We start from the raw sequence: 17047 nt of genomic DNA, 5'->3' as shown, positions 1-17047 counted from the left end.
TAAACGCTGCCCGCGCAAGGCCAGCCATGACCTGAAACTCGACGCTGTCTCCAGATTTTATTGGTGACCCCGGCAGGTCTACAAGACCGCCTCTGAAAACAATGACATAGCTTGTCCACACGGGGCAATCGGTGCCATTGAAAACATTGCGGAATATTCCGCTTTGTCCAACGGTGAAAAAGAAAATCCCGGCGCTCTGGCAGGAGCAACCGGGACCGATCTGAAAGTCTGGCTAGACTGGGTTGATAATAACCTGAACCGCGAATCTGCCGCAAGGTCCTTGTTGGAGGCCGTGCTGGCCTGCGATCCGCGTGACCGCATTCCCCTGATGGAACGGTTTATCGACGCGCTGCGCCATGGCGCACCGCTGCCCGCTTTCGGCGGCGTGATGGACGAGGCGTCATTCTGGGCCGATGGGGCCACCGCCTCCGAACTAAAGTGCTACGCTGTAGCCTGCTACTCGCGCCTGTCGGCAAAGGATCAACGCGGCTTCCTGGGTTACGTTCAAGGGAGCGCGGCGGCATGAAATACACCCGCGCTCTAATCTGGATCATGGAAGACGACACCATGCGCGTCGTCGGCGTCAAGGGCAGCACACTCTACCCGGAAGGCAACTTCGAGGATGCCAATGGTGCGTTCGCGAAGGCGCTTTCATTGACCGTCCGTGACCCGATGAACCCGATCAACGTCATTCGCAAGGTTGAGGTGCAGCCGTGAACGATTTTTCGCACCTAGGCGAACTAGACGCGCGCCACCGCGCCAGCATGGGCTATTCCAGCGCGACGAAGATCGTCGGACGCGTTGCCGACCTTTCGGCTGCCATTCGCCCTCTCAGCCGCATCAAGCCCGCCCTGCGTTCCCGCTATCTGGTGAAGGGATGGCTGGATCGCGGGGCGTCCAGCGTGGTCTATGGCGAATCCAATGTCGGCAAAACCTTCCTGGCGTTGGACTTGGCCTTGCATGTCGCGGCAGGGGAGGACTGGCGGGGCCATCGCGTCCCCGATGGCGAGAAATGGGCTGGGCCGGTCCTGTATGTCGCATCCGAGGGCGGCGCGGGGATCAATAACCGCATTGAAGCGATGCGCCGCGAGGCCCCGGACCTGATGGCGAAGATCGAGGCCAAGGACAACGGGGCTTTCGGCCTGCTGTCGGAACCGCTGGATCTCTGCACGTCGAACGATGCCGACTATTTGCTGCAAGCCATTCGCGACGGTTGGGACAACGTCGCCTTGATCGTCGTGGACACGCTGGCCCGCACGATGGGCGGCGGCGACGAAAATACTGCGAAGGATATGGGCGTCTTCATTCGCAACATCGACCTGCTGCGGAAGGAAACGGGCGCGCACGTCATGGTTATTCACCACAGCGGCAAGGACGCCAGCAAGGGCGCGCGCGGATCTGGCAGCTTGCGTGCTGCCGTGGACACGGAAATAGAACTGACCCGCAATGACGGCGTGGTGATGGCAGAGGCGCGCAAGCAGCGGGATATGCCCTGCGATGGCGTGTTCGCCTACCGCCTGAAATCCGTGTTCCTGGGCTTCGACGAAGACGGCGATAAGGTGACGTCCGCCGTGGTCGAGGCGACCGAACCTGTCAAGCGCAAGGTCAGGCTGACCGGCACCGACAAGATCGCATTGCAGGCGCTGGACGACTGCATCCGCGACCACGGCCAGAAGATGGCGAGCGACAATTACCCCCAAAACCGACAATGCGTGTCGTTGGAGCGCTGGCGAGAATACTGCGACCGCCACAGCCTATCGAGCGGGGAGAGCGATAGCGCCAAGCGCAAAGCGTTCTTCACCGTCAAGAACAGGCTGCAAGAGAAAGAGGTTGTCCGCATCGTTGACGGCTACCTGTGGCGCGTCGGACACGACGAGCAGGCGTTACCGACGTTACCGACCGTTACCAGTAACGGGGTTGGCGAAGGTCATGCCACCGTTACCGCCGTTACCGCGCTCTATAAGAGCGGTAACGCTGGTAACGCAGACCCGGCCCCTGCCGATCTTCATCAGCAAGACCTTTCCCAAGCACCCCAAGCCATGCCCGACGCAGACGAGGCAGACCCGGACATGTGGCGGTAGTTGCGAATGATTCGCAAGTAATATACGTTATACAGTAACAAACAGAGCAGACCATGACACACACCCGGACCCCAATCAGCACCGCCGCAGCGTGGCACCTGTCTGACGTAAAAGAGCGTGGCCGCATCGACGGCGACGACGAAGACGCGGGCATTGCGATGATGGCCGACACGGCGGCTGCCGAGATCGAGCGGCATTGCGAACTGGCGCTGCTGGCCCAGACGATTACCGTCACCGTTGACGAATGGTGCAATCGTATCCCGCTGCCCGTTGGCCCGTTCTGGGCTGCTGGCGCATCTGAGCATCCCGTGGAAGTCGAGGCCGTGGCCGAAGATGGCAGCACGTCCAACGTCACAGGTTTCTACGTCCTGCCCGGTCGGTATCCGATCCTCAAGCTGACCGAGACAGTCGCAGCGCACGGCCTGCGCATCACCTATCCTGCGGGCTATGGCGAGGAAGTGGGCAGCATCCCGGCTGACCTGCAACTGGCGATCAGCGACCACGCGGCGCGGCTGTATGACATGCGAGGCGCTGACGATGCACCGCAAGGGTTGAGCATCGCCGCTGCGCGCATCGCGGCTCGGCATCGGCGGGTTGCGATATGACGGCGGCTGCGACCAGGGCGAAGGGGCGCAAGGGCCGGGCTGGATCTGGTCCCAATGCCCCGAAATCGTCTCAGGCAGGGGACCGGGCGCAGAGTGTTCCGCTCTCTTTCCCGGCACCTGAAATGGCCGATCAAGCGATTGCGTTTCTGGAAACCCTGAAAATTCCGGAAGGAAAAAAGGCAGGCGAACCGCTGCGGCTGGCCGAGTTTCAGCGCGAGTTCGTTCGCGGCGCACTGGGCGATGGCGTCATGGTGGCCTGTCTCAGCATCGGACGCGGCAACGCGAAAACCGCCTTGTCTGCCGGGATGGCTCTGGGCGCGCTCAAGGGCGTGTGGGACGATCAACCGAAGCGGGAAATCCTCTTTGCCGCCCGGAACCGCGATCAGGCCAAAACCGCCTTTCAATTTCTGGTGGGCTTCATCGAGGGGCTGCCCGAGGATGAGCAGGAGCAATTCCTGATCCGGCGCGGTTCCAAGCTGGAAGTCGAATATTCCGGCAACGGCGGCGGGCTGGCCCGCTGTATCGCGGCTGATGGCAAGTCGATCCTTGGCGGCGCTCCGACGCTGGCCCTGATGGACGAACGTGCCGCTTGGGAACGGGAGAAAGGCGACAATCTCGAAAACGCCATCCTGTCGGGCCTAGGCAAGCGTGACGGACGTGCGCTTATCATCAGCACAAGCGCACCTGACGACGCGAACACCTTTTCCCGCTGGCTGGATGAACCGCCGCCCGGAACTTTCGTGCAGGAACATCGGCCCGCTTTTGGCCTGCCTGCGGACGATCTGGAAAGTCTTCTGCAAGCCAACCCAGGCGCAGTCGAGGGCATCGGATCAAGCCCCGAATGGCTGGTCGCCCAGGCCAAGCGTGCGATTGCACGGGGCGGCTCTGCACTTTCCAGCTTCCGCAACCTGAATAGAAATGAAAGAGTATCGACGGAAGATCGCTCGGTGCTTGTTACCGTCGATGAATGGCTGAGTGCCGAGTGTGCCCCGGACGATCTTCCACCGCGTGAAGGGCCGTGCATTCTGGGCGTGGATCTGGGCGGCAGCCGGTCTATGTCCGCAGCGGCGTTCTACTGGCCCGACACTGGCCGTCTAGAGGCTCTGGGCACCTTCCCTAGCAACCCCGGCCTTTCGGATCGTGGCGCGGCTGATGGCGTCTCAGGGCGCTACGTCGAGATGCAGGAACGCGGCGAACTGATCACGATGGGCGATGCGACGGTTCCGCCCGGCCCGTGGCTGGCCGAGATCGTGCGCAAGCTGGACGGTTGCGAGATCGCCTGCGTCGTAGGCGACCGCTTCCGTCATGCCGAGTTTGTCGAGGCGATGGAAAAAGCCGGTCTGGCCCGTGTTCCCTTCATCTGGCGGGGCTTCGGCTGGAAGGACGGTTCCGAGGACGTGGAACGCTTCCGTCGAGCGCTATTCGACGGCGAAGTGAAAGTGGCCCCTTCACTGCTGCTGCGCTCTGCCTTTTCAGACGCCATCGTTCTGCATGATCCGGCGAACAACGCCAAGCTGGCCAAGGCCCGTTCTCTCGGACGCATCGACGCGGCTGCGGCGTCCCTGCTGGCCGTGGCCCAAGGGCAGCGCATGAAGGCAGCGCCGACGCGAAAGGCGAGGCTGCAATGGGCATGATCCGCGAACATCGTCGTTTTTCCCGGCCCGTCCTGAAAACGAAACGCTGGCAGGTGCTGCGGCATGTCGTGCTGGAACGGGACGGATGGGCTTGCGTGGACTGCGGCCAGACGCGCGGCAGGTTGGAAATCGACCATATAAAGCCGGTTCGGACCAACCCGGAACTGGCGTTCGACCCGTCCAACTGCGCGACCCGCTGCCCGTCCTGCCACACGAAAAAGACCCGGATCGAGTGCGGTCATCCCGCGCCGATCATCACCCCTGAGCGTCAAGCCTGGGGGCAAGCCGTTGCCGATCTGGCGACAAACCCCAACCCGGCAACATGAGGTATCAAATGCTGGACTCTGTGAAAATCGCCCGTCGCCAGTCGGAAATCCGGCAGGCCCTGGCGGAACTGGTGGGCAAGGAAAAGCCGACCGAAGACGAAACCCGCTCCATGGAAAGCATGGATCAGGAATACCGCACCAATGAAACCCGCTATCGCGCGGCACTGACCGCCGAAGATCAGGAACGGCGGGAGGCCGGGGCGGATCTGGAAACCCGCAGCGACACCGAATGGGCCGAGATGATGGGCCGGTTCGAGTTGCGGCAGGTGGCGCTGGCGCTGGACGAAGGCAAGGGCCTGACGGGCGCAACCGCCGAGATCGTGGAGGAAATGCGGGCTGCTGGCGGCTACCGTGGCGTTCCGATCCCCTACGCGGCCTTGGAAACCCGCAACACCGTTGCCGCCGATCAGGTGAACCCGAAGACAATTCGCCCGATCATCGACCGGATTTTTCCCGGCAGCGTGGCCGAGCGTCTGGGCGTTCAGCGCATTAACATCACGAACGGCGAACTGGCGTTCCCGGTCGCGACCGCTGGCGCAGTTTTCGGATGGCAGACGACCGAATTGGGCGACGTTGGTGCCGCATCGCCCTATGAGACTGCCGAACGCAGCCTGAACCCCGACCATACCGGCGGGGCGCAGATGATCATCAGCCGCAAGGCGCTGAAACAGGCGGGCGAGGGTCTGGAAGCCGCGATCCGGCGCGATCTGAACGCGGTGATCGGCACCGAACTGGACCGCGTTGTCGTCAACGGTTCGGGCGCTGCCGGGCAGCCTCTGGGCATCATCCCTGGCGCGGCGACCTATGGGATCACTTCGACCGCCGTTGGCGCGACTGCGACCTGGGCGGCGTTCCGGGCCGAGGTTGTCGCATTTATGCAGGCCAACGCGATCACGTCGGCGGGGCAGGTCAATCTGGGCTTCGATCCGGCGATCTGGTCCGATCTTGACGAAGCGTTGATCACCGGCACCGCCGTTTCGGAATGGGACCGTCTGACGAAGCATGTCGGGCAACCCGCGATCAGCAACGTGATCCCCGCCGAAACCGCGATCATGACGGCAAACGTCCAGGGCATCGCGCCGGGCTATCTGGGCCTTTATGGCGGCGTCGATCTGATCCGCGATCCTTACACGAAGGCAGGCAGCGGCGCGCTGGTCCTGACGGGGCTTGTGACGGCCGATTTCACCGTCCCGCGCGGGCTGCAAACGCGCATCCTGACCGGCATCGGCGAACCCTGATGCTGTGGGGCGGTAATCTCGGCGCGCTTGAGATCCGGGCCGAGGGCGGTTCAACCCGCCTTCGTGCGCGGTTTCCCTATGGTGCAGAAACCGAACTGGCACCTGGGCGGCGCGAGGTTATCGCCGCACGGGCCTTCGCTGATCGGATCGAGGCGGGCGAAGACATTCATCTGCTGTCCGGTCACGACTACAACAAGCCCCTCGCCTCGCGGGCGGCGGGCAACCTGACGCTGACGGACGGCGACGACGCGCTGACCATCGAGGCGACGATTGCAGACGGCACGACCTGGGCGCGCGATTTTCTGGCGGCACATGCGGGCGGATTGATCCGTGGGCTGTCGCCTGGGTTCCGCGTCACCCCCGAGGGTGAACGGATCGAACGGCGTGGCGCGGGCGTCCTGCGCACCATCACCCGCGCGGCGCTCTTTGAATTATCGGCCGTCACCCGGCCTGCCTATCCTTCGGCGCAGATCGAGGCGCGGGCATGGGAAACCCACTGGGACCGGCTGCCCTATCGCGGCCCGGCCTATCACCTGAACCGTTGGAGGGTCTGATGGGCTTCATGGATCTGTTCAGATCGTCCCGGCGCAGGGACACTGAAAACGTTATCAGTGAAACCCGTGCCATCCAGCCGGGCTATACCGCAAGCCTGATGGCCGCGCGTGAAGCATGGATTAGCGGGGCGTCGGGCTTGGCCGAACTGACGGCGGCGGTGCAGACCTGCGTCAGCCTCTGGGAAAGTGGCCTGGCGCTTGCGGACGTGACCGGCACCGACATGATGGACCGGCGCACGATGGCGATGACGGCGCGCGCCTTGGCCTTGCGTGGTGAGGCGGTCTTTCTGATCCGTGACCGGCTGATCCCCGCGACCGACTGGGACGTGACCACCCGCAACGGCATCCCCCGCGCATATCGTCTCGGCATCCCTGAAATCGGCGGCGGACGGCGGGAAACGGCGCTGGCGCAGGAGGTGCTGCATTTCCGGATCGGCTGTGACGGATCGACCCCGTGGGCCGGATCTGCACCGCTGCGGCGGGCGCAACTCTCGGCGCAATTACTGCACGAACTTGAAACCGCGTTACGCGATGTGTTCCGTGATGCGCCGCTAGGGTCGCAGATTGTGCCGGTTCCGGAAGGCAGCGCCGACGACATGGACGCACTGCGGCAGGGCTTTCGCGGCAGGCGTGGCGCATCTCTAGTGATCGAGGGTGCCGCGCAGGCAACGGCGGCGGGAATGAATCCGAACATCGGAAAATCACCGGATCAGCTTTCGCCTCAACTAGACAAGACCTTGGCCGACAAGCTGCTGACCGACGCCAAGGGCGCGATATACGGCGTGTTCGGCGTCCTGCCCGGCCTGCTGAATGAGGCGACAACCGGCCCGCTTGTGCGCGAGGCGCAGCGGCACCTGGCGCAGCTGGTCCTGCAACCGATCGCTGCACAAATGGCCGAGGAACTGGCGGAAAAGCTGGGCGGGCGCGTGACGATTGATTGCGTGCGACCCATGCAGGCGATGGATCACGGCGGCAAGGCGCGGGCCTTCGCGACGATGCTGCAAGCGATGGCGCAAGCGAAAGAGGCCGGGCTGGACGGGGCGACCGTGCAGGACGCGCTCAAATTCATTGATTGGGCGGAATGATGGACAGGGTGACGGCATCCGACATGAACCGCATCGCTGCGTTCTATGAGCCTGTCGAGGACGTGGACGCTGACGGGCAGGTTGTTCAGTCATGGCTGTTGCGCTTCACCGTCGCGGCGCATGTCCAATATCTGCGCGGCTCCGAGGCCGTCATGCAGGCGCGGCTGCAATCGAAAAGCCCCGCCATCATCACCGTGCGACATTCGGCGCAGGCGCAGGGCATTACGTCCGAATGGCGGGCGAAGGTGGACGGGCGGACCTTTGAAATTCGCGAAGATCCGCGACCGGATCAAAAGCGGCGGCTGCTGGAAATGCTGGCCGAAGCATAGGGCCTGGATGCGCCCTGCGGTTATTTGTTCCCGCGAAGCATCCGGGATTAGACGGCGAGTGCCCGGCTTGGGAAAGCCAAACCCCGTCATGGCGCGGCCCGACCCTCCGTTCGGGCGCGGCGCAGGCTGTCACGGCGGAAAACCGGGGGCAGCCCGACCGGCTAGGCCGGGGATGGCCCGCGTCTGGGCTAGGGGCCGGGCTGGCACGGGGGAACCGTGTGCCCGGCTCTGTCTTTAATGAATCAAGTGCCCAGAAGATCGTCGTCGTCGTCAAATGTCAGATCGTGGCCCGATTTCGCCATAGCTTCGACAAGGTGCTGAAAATAGAGCCGAGCTTTAGGGTCTGTGGTTCGCTCATACGCATCCAAAACCTTCCGAATGTTATCCAAGTGTATGTGCATCACGTCCGTCGGGGCAGGATACTCCCTTTCAAGCAACTGGACGATTTCAGCATTCATACTGCGACCGTTGTCATCGGCTTTTGCTTTGATACGCTCACGCAGCCCGTCTGGCAGGCGAAGCATGAACTTATCTTGCTGGTCACTCGGATACGGATTTTTGGCCATAGTAGCGACTAGACACTAAACTGCGCTTGACGCAATGATGTCGAGTCGCTATCTATATAGTGTCAACTCGACACATGAGGCGCAAATGACCGACCGGAAACCCTTGCAGCTTCGGCTGCCCACTGACTTGAAAGCGTGGATTGCGGCACAGGCCGACAAGAACGCTTCCAGCCAAAACAGTGAGATCGTCCGCGCCGTCCGTGAGCGGATGGAACGGACCGAAGAGGCCGTGACGGCCTGAACAATGGAGGATGATATGGAACTGACGAAACGCCCCAGGGCGCACGATGGCGGCTTGCCCGAAGGATGCGCCGACCGCCTGGCGCAATTCGCAATCGAACGGCAGGTGCGGGCCTTCCCGCCTGAGCAAGTGCTGGAGGATCAGGGCGATGGCTTGACGTTTAGCACTCCGTTCCTGCGCTGGTGCCAGGAAACGGACATGTCGTTGGACTGGTTCTACTTCGGCACGGGTCAGCCCGTTGCTATGCGGGAGTATCGGGCATGAGTCAGACACCCGCGACAGAAAGCTTAGAGGATCGGTTTATCAAAGCGTTCAACGTGCTGGACGAAATCGAGCGCCTGATCTTCTTCTGCGCCATGAAGGCAATGGCCGATAAGCGCATCACAGCGGAGGAATTTGCAGCGCGTGTGGACGACCAGATCGGGCGGCATCGGGCAGGCAAGTCGATCAGGCTGAATGAACTTGAAATCGGCGTATGATCAGCACCGCCCGCGATCATCCCGGTTGCGGGCGAGGACATTGCGCGTATTGCACATAATACTTGACGAGCCGACCATTGCGCGCAATACTCCTAATCAAAGGAGATCAACATGGCCACGCTTCCGCGGATTATTCATACACTTCAGCCATATGACGGGCGCGACGAATCCTCGCTTTCGCAGCATGGACGGTTGCTGCGCGAAGCAGGGTTCATTCCCGGCGGAAAGCGCGGCGTCGGTGCCCCGCACATGACCCATAGACACGCGGCGCTGCTGCTCTTGGGTATCTTTGCCAGTCCGACCCCGAAAGATTCTGTTGCCACCATTGGTGCCCTTGGCAGCCTTCGCCACCATTTCACTGATGGGCCTTTGACTGAACACTTCAACTGGTTGGACGGTCCTGATTTTATCGAGGCCCTCAGCCTACTGATTGAGCGCGCACCGGAAATAACCGGCCTTCTGGGTGATCTGATTGTGGCTGACCGCGAACGGACGATTGAGCAAATCGAAGTGATCCGAGAACAAGCCGCAAATGGAGCCGGTCTGATCGACTTCAAGATTGAGATTAGCGCGGCCAGTGCGACTATCTTAGCCTCCTGGGGGCCGCATGAACTGCTCAAGGTGATCTACATGATGGATTCGGATCGTTTCATGGCGGGCGAGTATAACAGCCGCTTGAACTCTGACCGGAAGGTAACGACCACCTTTTCATTGCGCACCATCGTTGCGCTCCACAACGCGATCAACGGCGACTAATACATGGCCAACCGTCCCTCCGCCATCACACCTAACGAACTGGCTGGCTACGCGAAAGTTATGCGCGAAGCTGGCCAGAGCGATTGGTCCGTCTCGGTTGAAAAGCCGGATGGGACAAAGATCGTGATCGCGGTGGGTCAGACTGGGTCTAATGGCGGCAGCGACATGGATAAATTGTTGGGGCTGTCATGACCAAGAGAAACGCGTTTCCGGGCGCTACTATCGTCGAGGACGCGCGGGGCGGCAAACGCATCCGTTTGCGCAAGACTATTAAGGGGCGCAAGATCGACACCTACCTTCCGGGACCGTGGGGTTCCCAGGCCATGGTCGAAGCCTACAAGGCGGCTATCACCGGCCAGCCCGATCTGCCGAAGGCGACCGGCCCACGCGGAACATTCGATTACACGATCACGCATTATCTTTCGTCGCGGCGCTTCCTCGATCTGGCCGAACAAACCCGATACGCGAAGCGACTTCGGTTGGACTGGATACGCCAGAAAATCGGCGCTGGCCGATTGGTTGACCTCGAACCTCGCCATGTCGAGCACCTGATGGATCTGAAAGGCGGCAAAGAGGCGGCAAACCGTCTGCACAAAGAACTAGGCCAGCTTTACGGCCACGCAAAGCGCTACCTCGACTTCAACGCCACGCCTCCGACCGAGCGCGTCGAGCGCCGAAAGATCAGGAGCAACGGGTTTCACACCTGGTCGGATCAGGAAGTTCAGAAATATCGCGAATTTCACCCCTCCGGCACCCTGCCCCGTCTCGCGTTGGAACTGATCATCGGAACCGGGGCGGCGCGGCAGGATGCTTGTCGGATGGGACGGCAAAACATCAAGGGCACCGACATCTGGTATATGCGCGGTAAGACCGGGCAGGACGTCACCTTGCCTCTGTCAAAACTGCCAGAGTTGCAGACAGAACTCCGGCAGGTTCCTACCTCACAGGCCCTATTCTTCACTCACAGCGGCGGCAAGCCCTACACCGTCGAAAGCTTCGGCAATTGGTTTGCGGATCAGGCCAAAGAGGCGGGACTGCCTCATTGTCGTGCCCACGGACTACGGAAATTCGGGGCCACGCGACTCGCAGAACGCGGCGCAACCGAATTTCAGATCATGGCCTTTCTGGCTCACAAGGATCCTCGCGAGGCTAGGCGTTACGTTCAAGCCGCCAGCCGCGTGAAGCTCGCTTCGGATGCTTTGTCGCATCTGGAAAATGTCCAACACCCTGAATCGTTGGACAAAACCAACCCTCAAGTTGTTGAAATGAAAGGCAAAAAATGAGCAGTTGGCGACCCCGGCAGGATTCGAACCTGCAACCTGCCCCTTAGGAGGGGGCTGCTCTATCCAGTTGAGCCACGGGGCCTTTATGCCTGCCGTTTAGACCGTTCGCGACGCGTTTGGCAAGGTTGTCGCCGTCGTTGGCGTCCGCTAACATTCGCCATCGCATTCTCATTCCCGGATGGCCATGACAGTCCCACGTCCCCGACGCCCCCTGACCCTGCGTGATGTGTCCGAGGCGTCGGGCGTGTCCGAAATGACCGTCAGCCGCGTGCTGCGAAATCGCGGTGACGTGTCCGCGGCAACCCGCGAAAAGGTGCTGACCGCCGCCAAGTCGCTGGGTTACGTGCCCAACAAGATCGCGGGCGGACTGGCCAGCCAGCGCGTCAACCTGGTCGCCGTCGTCATTCCATCGCTGTCGAACCTGGTCTTTCCGGACGTGCTGGGCGGTATTTCGGCGGAACTTGACGATACCGGACTGCAGCCCGTGATCGGCGTCACCAACTATTCCCCTGCGCGCGAAGAGATGGTGCTGTATGACATGCTGTCCTGGCGCCCCTCGGGGGTGATCCTGGCCGGCCTCGAACATAGCAACGCCTCGCGCGCGATGCTTGCGAATGCGGGCATACCGGTGGTCGAGATCATGGACACCGATGGCGACGGCATCGATACGCTGGTCGGCATCTCGCATATTCGCGCGGGGCGCGAGATGGCCGCACGGATCGTGGCCGCAGGCTATCGCCGGATCGGCTTCGTCGGCACCCACATGCCCGAAGATCATCGCGCCCGCAAACGGCTGGTGGGGTTCGAGCAGGGTCTGGCCGAAGCCGGGGTTCAGCTTGAGGCGCGCGAATATTATCAGGGCGGATCGTCGCTGCTGAAGGGACGCGAACTGACCGAACGCATCCTGGCCCGCGCGCCGGATCTAGATTTTCTATATTATTCCAATGACATGATCGGGGCCGGAGGATTGCTGCACTGTCTGGATATCGGCAAGGACATACCGGGGCAGCTTGGTCTGGCGGGCTTCAACGGCGTCGATTTGCTGGACGGGTTGCCGGTGCGGCTGACCACCACCGATGCGCGTCGCGTCGAAATCGGGCGGCGGGCCGCGCGGCTTGTGGCGGGCAAGGATGCGCCACCGCCCGATCGGCTGATCGCGCTGACGCCGACCTTCATACCCGGCGACACGATCCGTGCCCCGAAGACCTGAGCCGGAACATGATCAGGCGGCCTTGCCGGGCGCAGGCCGCGGCACTATCTGAGGTGCCATGCAGATCCCTTTCCTGAATCGCCTTCTCAAACGCGGCCCACGCGTCTCGGTCATCCGCCTGCACGGGGCGATCGGCATGGCGGGGCGAAGCGGTGCCCTGTCTGACGCCGCACTGGCATCGGTGATCGAACGGGCCTTCCGCAAGGGCAAGCCCGCGGCCGTCGCGCTGTCCATCAACTCGCCCGGCGGATCGCCGGTGCAATCATCGCTGATCGCGGCGCGCATCAGGCGGCTGGCAATTGAGACGGATGTCCCGGTCCATGCCTTCGTCGAGGATGTCGCGGCGTCCGGCGGTTACTGGCTGGCCTGCGCCGGCGACCAGATCTGGGCCGATGACAGTTCGATCTTGGGATCCATCGGGGTCATCTCGGCCGGGTTCGGCTTTCAGGATCTGATCGGCCGCTGGGGGATTGAACGGCGTGTTCATACCGCCGGTCGGTCGAAATCGACTCTGGATCCGTTCCGCCCGGAAAACCCCGAGGATGTCGCCCGCCTTCACAATGTGCTGGAGCCGATCCACACCGCCTTCAAGGATCATGTCACCACCCGGCGCGGCGACAGGCTGAGCCGGGATCGCGACCTGTTTACCGGTGAATTCTGGGCCGGACGCGAGGCCGTCGCGCTGGGTCTGGCCGACGGGATCGGCCATCTGGTCCCGAAGATGAAACAGATCCATGGCGACAAGACCCGCTTTACCGTCCACAGCCCGCGCCAGTCGCTGTTCCGCCGACTGGGCCTGTCAGCCGGAACACTGATCGACAGTGCCGCCGAACGCGCCGCATTCCAGCGCTTCGGGGCCGGAGGATGAGCGTTCGTGTCGTCGTCCTGTTTCTTCTGGTGATCGTCGCGCTGGCCTTGTTCAGCGGTCCGGGCTTTCGCAAGTTCCTTCTCAAACTTCTGGGGATCAATCGCCGTGATCGTTGACGTTCTTCTGGTGGCGGCGGGACTGGGCCTCTTGGTCTTCGGTGGCGATCTGCTGGTCAAGGGCGCCGTCAACCTTTCCCTGCGCCTGGGCATCACGCCACTGGTCGTCGGCCTGACGGTGGTCGCATTCGGCACCTCGGCGCCCGAATTGCTGGTATCCATGTCAGCCGCGCTGAAGGGATCGACAGACATCGCCATGGGCAATGTCGTCGGATCCAACATCGCCAATGTCCTGATGATTCTGGGCGCGACCGCCTTGGTTTCGGGGATCGTGACGCGCGGCCATGATCTGCGGGAAAGCTGGGCGATGATGATCGCCGCGACGGTGCTGCTGATCGCACTGGCGTTTCTGGGTCCGCTTGGTGTGCCGCAGGGTGCCATCCTGCTGGTCGCGCTTGGATTGGTGCTGTGGCGGCAATTGTCCACCGCGCGGACCGAGAACCAGGATGCCTCGGAACTGGAAGGTGCTGCGCTTGGCGCGCGCTGGCGGCAGATTTCGCTGTGGCTGATCGGCGGTCTGGTCGCCCTGCCCGTCGGTGCCAACATGCTGGTCAGCGGCGCAAGCGAGATCGCGCTGGCGTTCGGCATCAGCGAGGCCGTGATCGGCCTGACGCTGGTTGCCGTCGGCACGTCCCTGCCTGAAATGGCCGCCTCGGTCGCGTCTGCGCTGCGCGGGCGCGCGGACATGGCCTTGGGCAACGTCGTCGGATCGAACATCTTCAACCTGTTATCGATCCTTGGCCTGACGGCGCTGGTGGCCCCGCTGCCCATCCCGCCCGAGATGCTGCGCCTCGACCTTTGGGTGATGCTGGCCAGTTCGCTTCTGCTGGCGCCCTTCCTGTTCCGTGGCATACCGATCAACCGACCGGTCGGTGCCGCCTTCGTGCTGGCTTATTGTGCCTATGTCTGGGTCCTTCTCTAGCCGTCGCTGGCGCACGGCGGATGCCGGCCAAGGGATGTCGGCGATCCCGCTTCGGCCAAGTTTGTCCACCAACATGCGGAATCCGCGCAAACCTGCGGGATTCCTTGAATTTTTTGGTCCGGACGAGACGATGAAGAAAAATATCCTTTGTTTTCAATCACATTCGCAGCTGCCCATTTTACAGGCAGGTTCACGAAACTGTAACGATTGCTGGGCGGAAGCGCTGCCCCTCACAGCCCGCCCACAGAGTTATCCACAAGAGTCGTGGACAGCTTCACCCTTGCAATCAGTGATCGGAACTTGCAGCGAGTGCAGAGAATCACTTCATAACCACCCATGACGCAAAAGACCGGCCATGCGCTGATCCACGACTATCTGCGAACCCTTGACGGCAGCCCCGGCGTCTATCGGATGCTGGATGCCCAGGGCGCGGTTCTGTATGTCGGCAAGGCCCGCGATCTGAAGGCGCGGGTGTCAAACTATGCCCGCCCCTCGGGTCATTCGGCGCGGATCGCACGAATGATCCGCGACACCCACTCGATGATGTTCCTGACCACGCGCACCGAGACCGAAGCGCTGTTGCTGGAACAGAACCTCATCAAGCAGTTGAAGCCGCGCTACAACGTGCTGCTGCGCGATGACAAATCCTTTCCCAATATCCTGGTGGCGAAAAGCCATGACTTCGCGCAGATCAAGAAACATCGTGGCGCGAAGTCGGAAAAGGGCGACTATTACGGCCCATTCGCCAGCGCCGGCGCGGTCAACCGGACTCTGACCCAGTTGCAGCGCGTGTTCCTGCTGCGCAACTGCACGGATTCGACCTTTGAATCCCGCACCCGTCCCTGCCTTCTGTACCAGATCAAGCGGTGCAGCGCGCCCTGCGTCGGGCGGATCAGCCAGGAAGACTATGGCGCGCTGGTGGCCGATGCCGAACGCTTCCTGCAAGGCAAGACGACCGATATCCAGGCCGGACTGGCGCGCGAGATGGCCAAGGCCGCCGAGGCGATGGAATATGAGCGCGCCGCCGCGCTGCGCGACCGGATCAAGGCGCTGACCGCCGTGCAATCCGTGCAGGCGGTCAATCCGAGGGGCGTCGCCGAGGCTGACATCGTCGCGCTGCACATGGAAAGCGGCCAGGCTTGCGTGCAAGTCTTCTTCATCCGTGGCAATCAAAGCTGGGGCAATCGGGATTTCTATCCACGGCTCGGCGGCGCGGAAAGCCCGGACGAGGTGATGCAGGCCTTTCTGCTGCAGTTCTACGACGACAAGCCTCCACCGCGGCAGATCCTGCTGTCGCACGGCCCGGAAGATCCGGAGCTGACCGGCGAGGTGCTGTCGGAACGTGCCGGCCGCAAGGTCGAGGTGCTGATCCCCCAGCGGGGCGAGAAATTCGATCTGGTGACCAACGCCTTGCGCAATGCGCGTGAAAGCCTTGGCCGACGGATGTCGGAAAGCGCCGCACAGGCAAGGCTGCTGGAAGGCCTGGGCGAAGCGTTCGCCCTGCCCGCCACGCCGCGCCGGATCGAGATATATGACAACAGCCACATCATGGGCACGAATGCCGTCGGCGGGATGGTCGTCGCGGGCCCGGAAGGTTTCATAAAAAGCCAGTACCGCAAGTTCAACATCAAAGGCACCGAGATCGCGCCGGGCGACGACTTCGGGATGATGAAAGAGGTTCTGACGCGCCGCTTCTCGCGCCTGCTGAAAGAAGATCCGGACCGCCAGACCGCGGCATGGCCCGACCTGCTGTTGATCGACGGCGGCGCCGGGCAGGTTTCGGCCGTGGACGGCATTCTAGCCGATCTGGGGGTCGAGGATATCCCGATCGTGGGTGTTGCGAAGGGCGTGGACCGTGACCACGGGAAAGAGGAATTCCACCGCCCCGGCCAGCGGCCATTTGCGCTGCGGATGAATGATCCGGTGCTGTATTTCGTTCAGCGCCTGCGCGACGAGGCGCATCGTTGGGCGATCGGAACCCATCGTGCCAAGCGCGCGAAATCGGTGATGGCCAATCCGCTGGACGAGATCGCCGGCATCGGCGCGGCGCGCAAGCGGGCGCTGCTGGCCCATTTCGGCAGCGCCAAGGCGGTCAGCCGCGCCGGGCTTCCCGATCTGCAGGCGGTGGACGGGATCTCGGCGGCGATGGCGCAGAAAGTCTACGATCACTTTCACCCCAAGGCCTGACCGCGACGGGCCACCGGCGCAATCAGGCCGATCCTCAAAATACGGTAGCGTTCTACCGCATCGATTCCCGGTCTTCACGTTATGGTTGCGATCTGCTCACCCGCACCATTGATGAAGGAGGCTGCCATGCCCCACTTCCCGCTTTTCGGCCCCGCCGTGGTCCGCAAGCCCGTGCTTGCCCCGGACGACGCGCTGGTTCAGGACAGATGGACGGATTTCGACGATGAAATGATCCGTCTGGATGCCATTGTCATCGACAACAATATTGGCGGCAGCGATCCGACGCTGCAGGTTCGCGCCTGTGACGGCATGAACTGGACCATCGAACTTGCCACCCGTAGCCGCAACCTGAAGGCCGGGCTGACTGAATCGCAGGCCCTGCCGGGCGACCCCGTTTCGGTCGTCGGCCGCCGAACGGCGCATTTCGGCGAAAACCGGATCAAGGCCACTCATGTCACCATCGGCGAGAAGACATTCGATCTTTCGCCCGATCGCGCGGCCTGACACTTGCACCATCCGGCGGGGCGTCACGGTTCGTTCCCAAGGGCGCCAACCGTCTGCCCCGCC

General features: G+C 62.4%; 22 protein-coding genes and 1 tRNA gene. 21 read left to right on the top strand and 2 right to left on the bottom strand.

The annotated features are described in order from the left end of the window. Positions 1-163 precede the first annotated feature (163 nt). The 10 genes from MU516_RS13060 to MU516_RS13015 all read left to right on the top strand — a co-directional run bounded on the left by MU516_RS13060 (position 164) and on the right by MU516_RS13015 (position 7852). Positions 164-526, top strand: a complete 363-nt coding sequence (locus MU516_RS13060) for a hypothetical protein (RefSeq protein ID WP_260277663.1) — start codon at positions 164-166, stop codon at positions 524-526. Next, the gene (locus MU516_RS13055) at positions 523-717 is read left to right on the top strand and encodes a hypothetical protein (RefSeq protein WP_260277662.1); all 195 of its coding nucleotides are present in this window, start codon (positions 523-525) and stop codon (positions 715-717) included. The genes MU516_RS13060 and MU516_RS13055 overlap by 4 nt, the downstream gene beginning before the upstream one ends. After that, positions 714-2081: an AAA family ATPase gene (locus tag MU516_RS13050; RefSeq protein WP_260277661.1), complete on the top strand. Its 1368-nt coding sequence runs from the start codon at positions 714-716 to the stop codon at positions 2079-2081. The genes MU516_RS13055 and MU516_RS13050 overlap by 4 nt, the downstream gene beginning before the upstream one ends. Before the next feature lie 53 nt (positions 2082-2134). After that, positions 2135-2686 (top strand): head-tail connector protein, encoded by a 552-nt coding sequence (locus MU516_RS13045; protein ID WP_260277660.1) that lies wholly within the window; start codon positions 2135-2137, stop codon positions 2684-2686. Between the two features lie 122 nt (positions 2687-2808). Then, the gene (locus MU516_RS13040) at positions 2809-4320 is read left to right on the top strand and encodes a terminase large subunit domain-containing protein (RefSeq protein ID WP_260277659.1); all 1512 of its coding nucleotides are present in this window, start codon (positions 2809-2811) and stop codon (positions 4318-4320) included. Beyond that, entirely contained in the window at positions 4311-4646 is a 336-nt protein-coding gene (locus tag MU516_RS13035; RefSeq protein ID WP_260277658.1) for an HNH endonuclease, read from the top strand. Before MU516_RS13040 ends, MU516_RS13035 begins: the two co-directional genes overlap by 10 nt. A gap of 8 nt (positions 4647-4654) precedes the next feature. Further along, the gene (locus MU516_RS13030; protein WP_260277657.1) at positions 4655-5884 is read left to right on the top strand and encodes a phage major capsid protein; all 1230 of its coding nucleotides are present in this window, start codon (positions 4655-4657) and stop codon (positions 5882-5884) included. Further along, positions 5884-6438, top strand: a complete 555-nt coding sequence (locus MU516_RS13025; protein ID WP_260277655.1) for an HK97 family phage prohead protease — start codon at positions 5884-5886, stop codon at positions 6436-6438. Before MU516_RS13030 ends, MU516_RS13025 begins: the two co-directional genes overlap by 1 nt. Further along, on the top strand, positions 6438-7523 hold the full coding sequence (locus MU516_RS13020) for a phage portal protein (RefSeq protein ID WP_260277654.1): 1086 nt from the start codon (positions 6438-6440) through the stop codon (positions 7521-7523). The genes MU516_RS13025 and MU516_RS13020 overlap by 1 nt, the downstream gene beginning before the upstream one ends. Positions 7524-7546: 23 nt before the next feature. After that, positions 7547-7852: a phage head closure protein gene (locus tag MU516_RS13015; protein ID WP_260277653.1), complete on the top strand. Its 306-nt coding sequence runs from the start codon at positions 7547-7549 to the stop codon at positions 7850-7852. Between the two features lie 242 nt (positions 7853-8094). Here MU516_RS13015 and MU516_RS13010 read toward each other — a convergent pair whose 3' ends face one another. Continuing rightward, complete coding sequence (locus tag MU516_RS13010; RefSeq protein WP_260277652.1) at positions 8095-8418, bottom strand: Arc family DNA-binding protein; 324 nt, start codon at positions 8416-8418, stop codon at positions 8095-8097. Between the two features lie 85 nt (positions 8419-8503). On the opposite strand from MU516_RS13010, the gene MU516_RS13005 reads away from it, so the two are divergent. The 6 genes from MU516_RS13005 (at position 8504) to MU516_RS12980 (ending at position 11177) form a co-directional block, all read left to right on the top strand. Further along, the gene (locus MU516_RS13005) at positions 8504-8659 is read left to right on the top strand and encodes an Arc family DNA-binding protein (protein WP_260277651.1); all 156 of its coding nucleotides are present in this window, start codon (positions 8504-8506) and stop codon (positions 8657-8659) included. A gap of 15 nt (positions 8660-8674) precedes the next feature. Further along, positions 8675-8923 carry a hypothetical protein gene (locus MU516_RS13000; protein ID WP_260277650.1) on the top strand — a complete coding sequence of 83 codons (249 nt, stop codon included), beginning with the start codon at positions 8675-8677 and terminating at the stop codon, positions 8921-8923. Further along, positions 8920-9138: a hypothetical protein gene (locus MU516_RS12995; RefSeq protein ID WP_260277649.1), complete on the top strand. Its 219-nt coding sequence runs from the start codon at positions 8920-8922 to the stop codon at positions 9136-9138. The genes MU516_RS13000 and MU516_RS12995 overlap by 4 nt, the downstream gene beginning before the upstream one ends. A 111-nt stretch (positions 9139-9249) precedes the next feature. Then, positions 9250-9894, top strand: coding sequence for a hypothetical protein (locus MU516_RS12990; RefSeq protein WP_260277648.1), 645 nt, complete (start codon positions 9250-9252; stop codon positions 9892-9894). A 3-nt stretch (positions 9895-9897) separates the two neighbouring features. After that, positions 9898-10086, top strand: coding sequence for a hypothetical protein (locus MU516_RS12985; RefSeq protein ID WP_260277647.1), 189 nt, complete (start codon positions 9898-9900; stop codon positions 10084-10086). Further along, positions 10083-11177: a tyrosine-type recombinase/integrase gene (locus tag MU516_RS12980; RefSeq protein WP_260277646.1), complete on the top strand. Its 1095-nt coding sequence runs from the start codon at positions 10083-10085 to the stop codon at positions 11175-11177. Before MU516_RS12985 ends, MU516_RS12980 begins: the two co-directional genes overlap by 4 nt. Before the next feature lie 5 nt (positions 11178-11182). Here MU516_RS12980 and MU516_RS12975 read toward each other — a convergent pair. Beyond that, positions 11183-11259 (bottom strand) — tRNA-Arg (locus tag MU516_RS12975). A 102-nt stretch (positions 11260-11361) separates the two neighbouring features. Here MU516_RS12975 and MU516_RS12970 point away from each other — a divergent pair. The 5 genes from MU516_RS12970 (at position 11362) to MU516_RS12950 (ending at position 16984) form a co-directional block, all read left to right on the top strand. Continuing rightward, positions 11362-12387, top strand: coding sequence for a LacI family DNA-binding transcriptional regulator (locus MU516_RS12970; RefSeq protein ID WP_209056261.1), 1026 nt, complete (start codon positions 11362-11364; stop codon positions 12385-12387). A 58-nt stretch (positions 12388-12445) separates the two neighbouring features. Beyond that, positions 12446-13255: a S49 family peptidase gene (locus MU516_RS12965; RefSeq protein ID WP_260277645.1), complete on the top strand. Its 810-nt coding sequence runs from the start codon at positions 12446-12448 to the stop codon at positions 13253-13255. A 105-nt stretch (positions 13256-13360) separates the two neighbouring features. Next, positions 13361-14293, top strand: coding sequence for a calcium/sodium antiporter (locus MU516_RS12960; RefSeq protein ID WP_260277644.1), 933 nt, complete (start codon positions 13361-13363; stop codon positions 14291-14293). Positions 14294-14629: 336 nt separating this feature from the next. Then, positions 14630-16480, top strand: coding sequence for an excinuclease ABC subunit UvrC (gene uvrC / locus MU516_RS12955; RefSeq protein ID WP_260277643.1), 1851 nt, complete (start codon positions 14630-14632; stop codon positions 16478-16480). A gap of 126 nt (positions 16481-16606) precedes the next feature. After that, complete coding sequence (locus MU516_RS12950; RefSeq protein ID WP_260277642.1) at positions 16607-16984, top strand: hypothetical protein; 378 nt, start codon at positions 16607-16609, stop codon at positions 16982-16984. Positions 16985-17047: the final 63 nt, after the last annotated feature.

The organism is Paracoccus maritimus (assembly GCF_025195095.1).
Lineage (GTDB): Bacteria > Pseudomonadota > Alphaproteobacteria > Rhodobacterales > Rhodobacteraceae > Paracoccus > Paracoccus maritimus.
The sequence above is the reverse complement of the archived record's forward strand: the minus strand, read 5'-3'. Positions and strand labels throughout refer to the sequence as shown.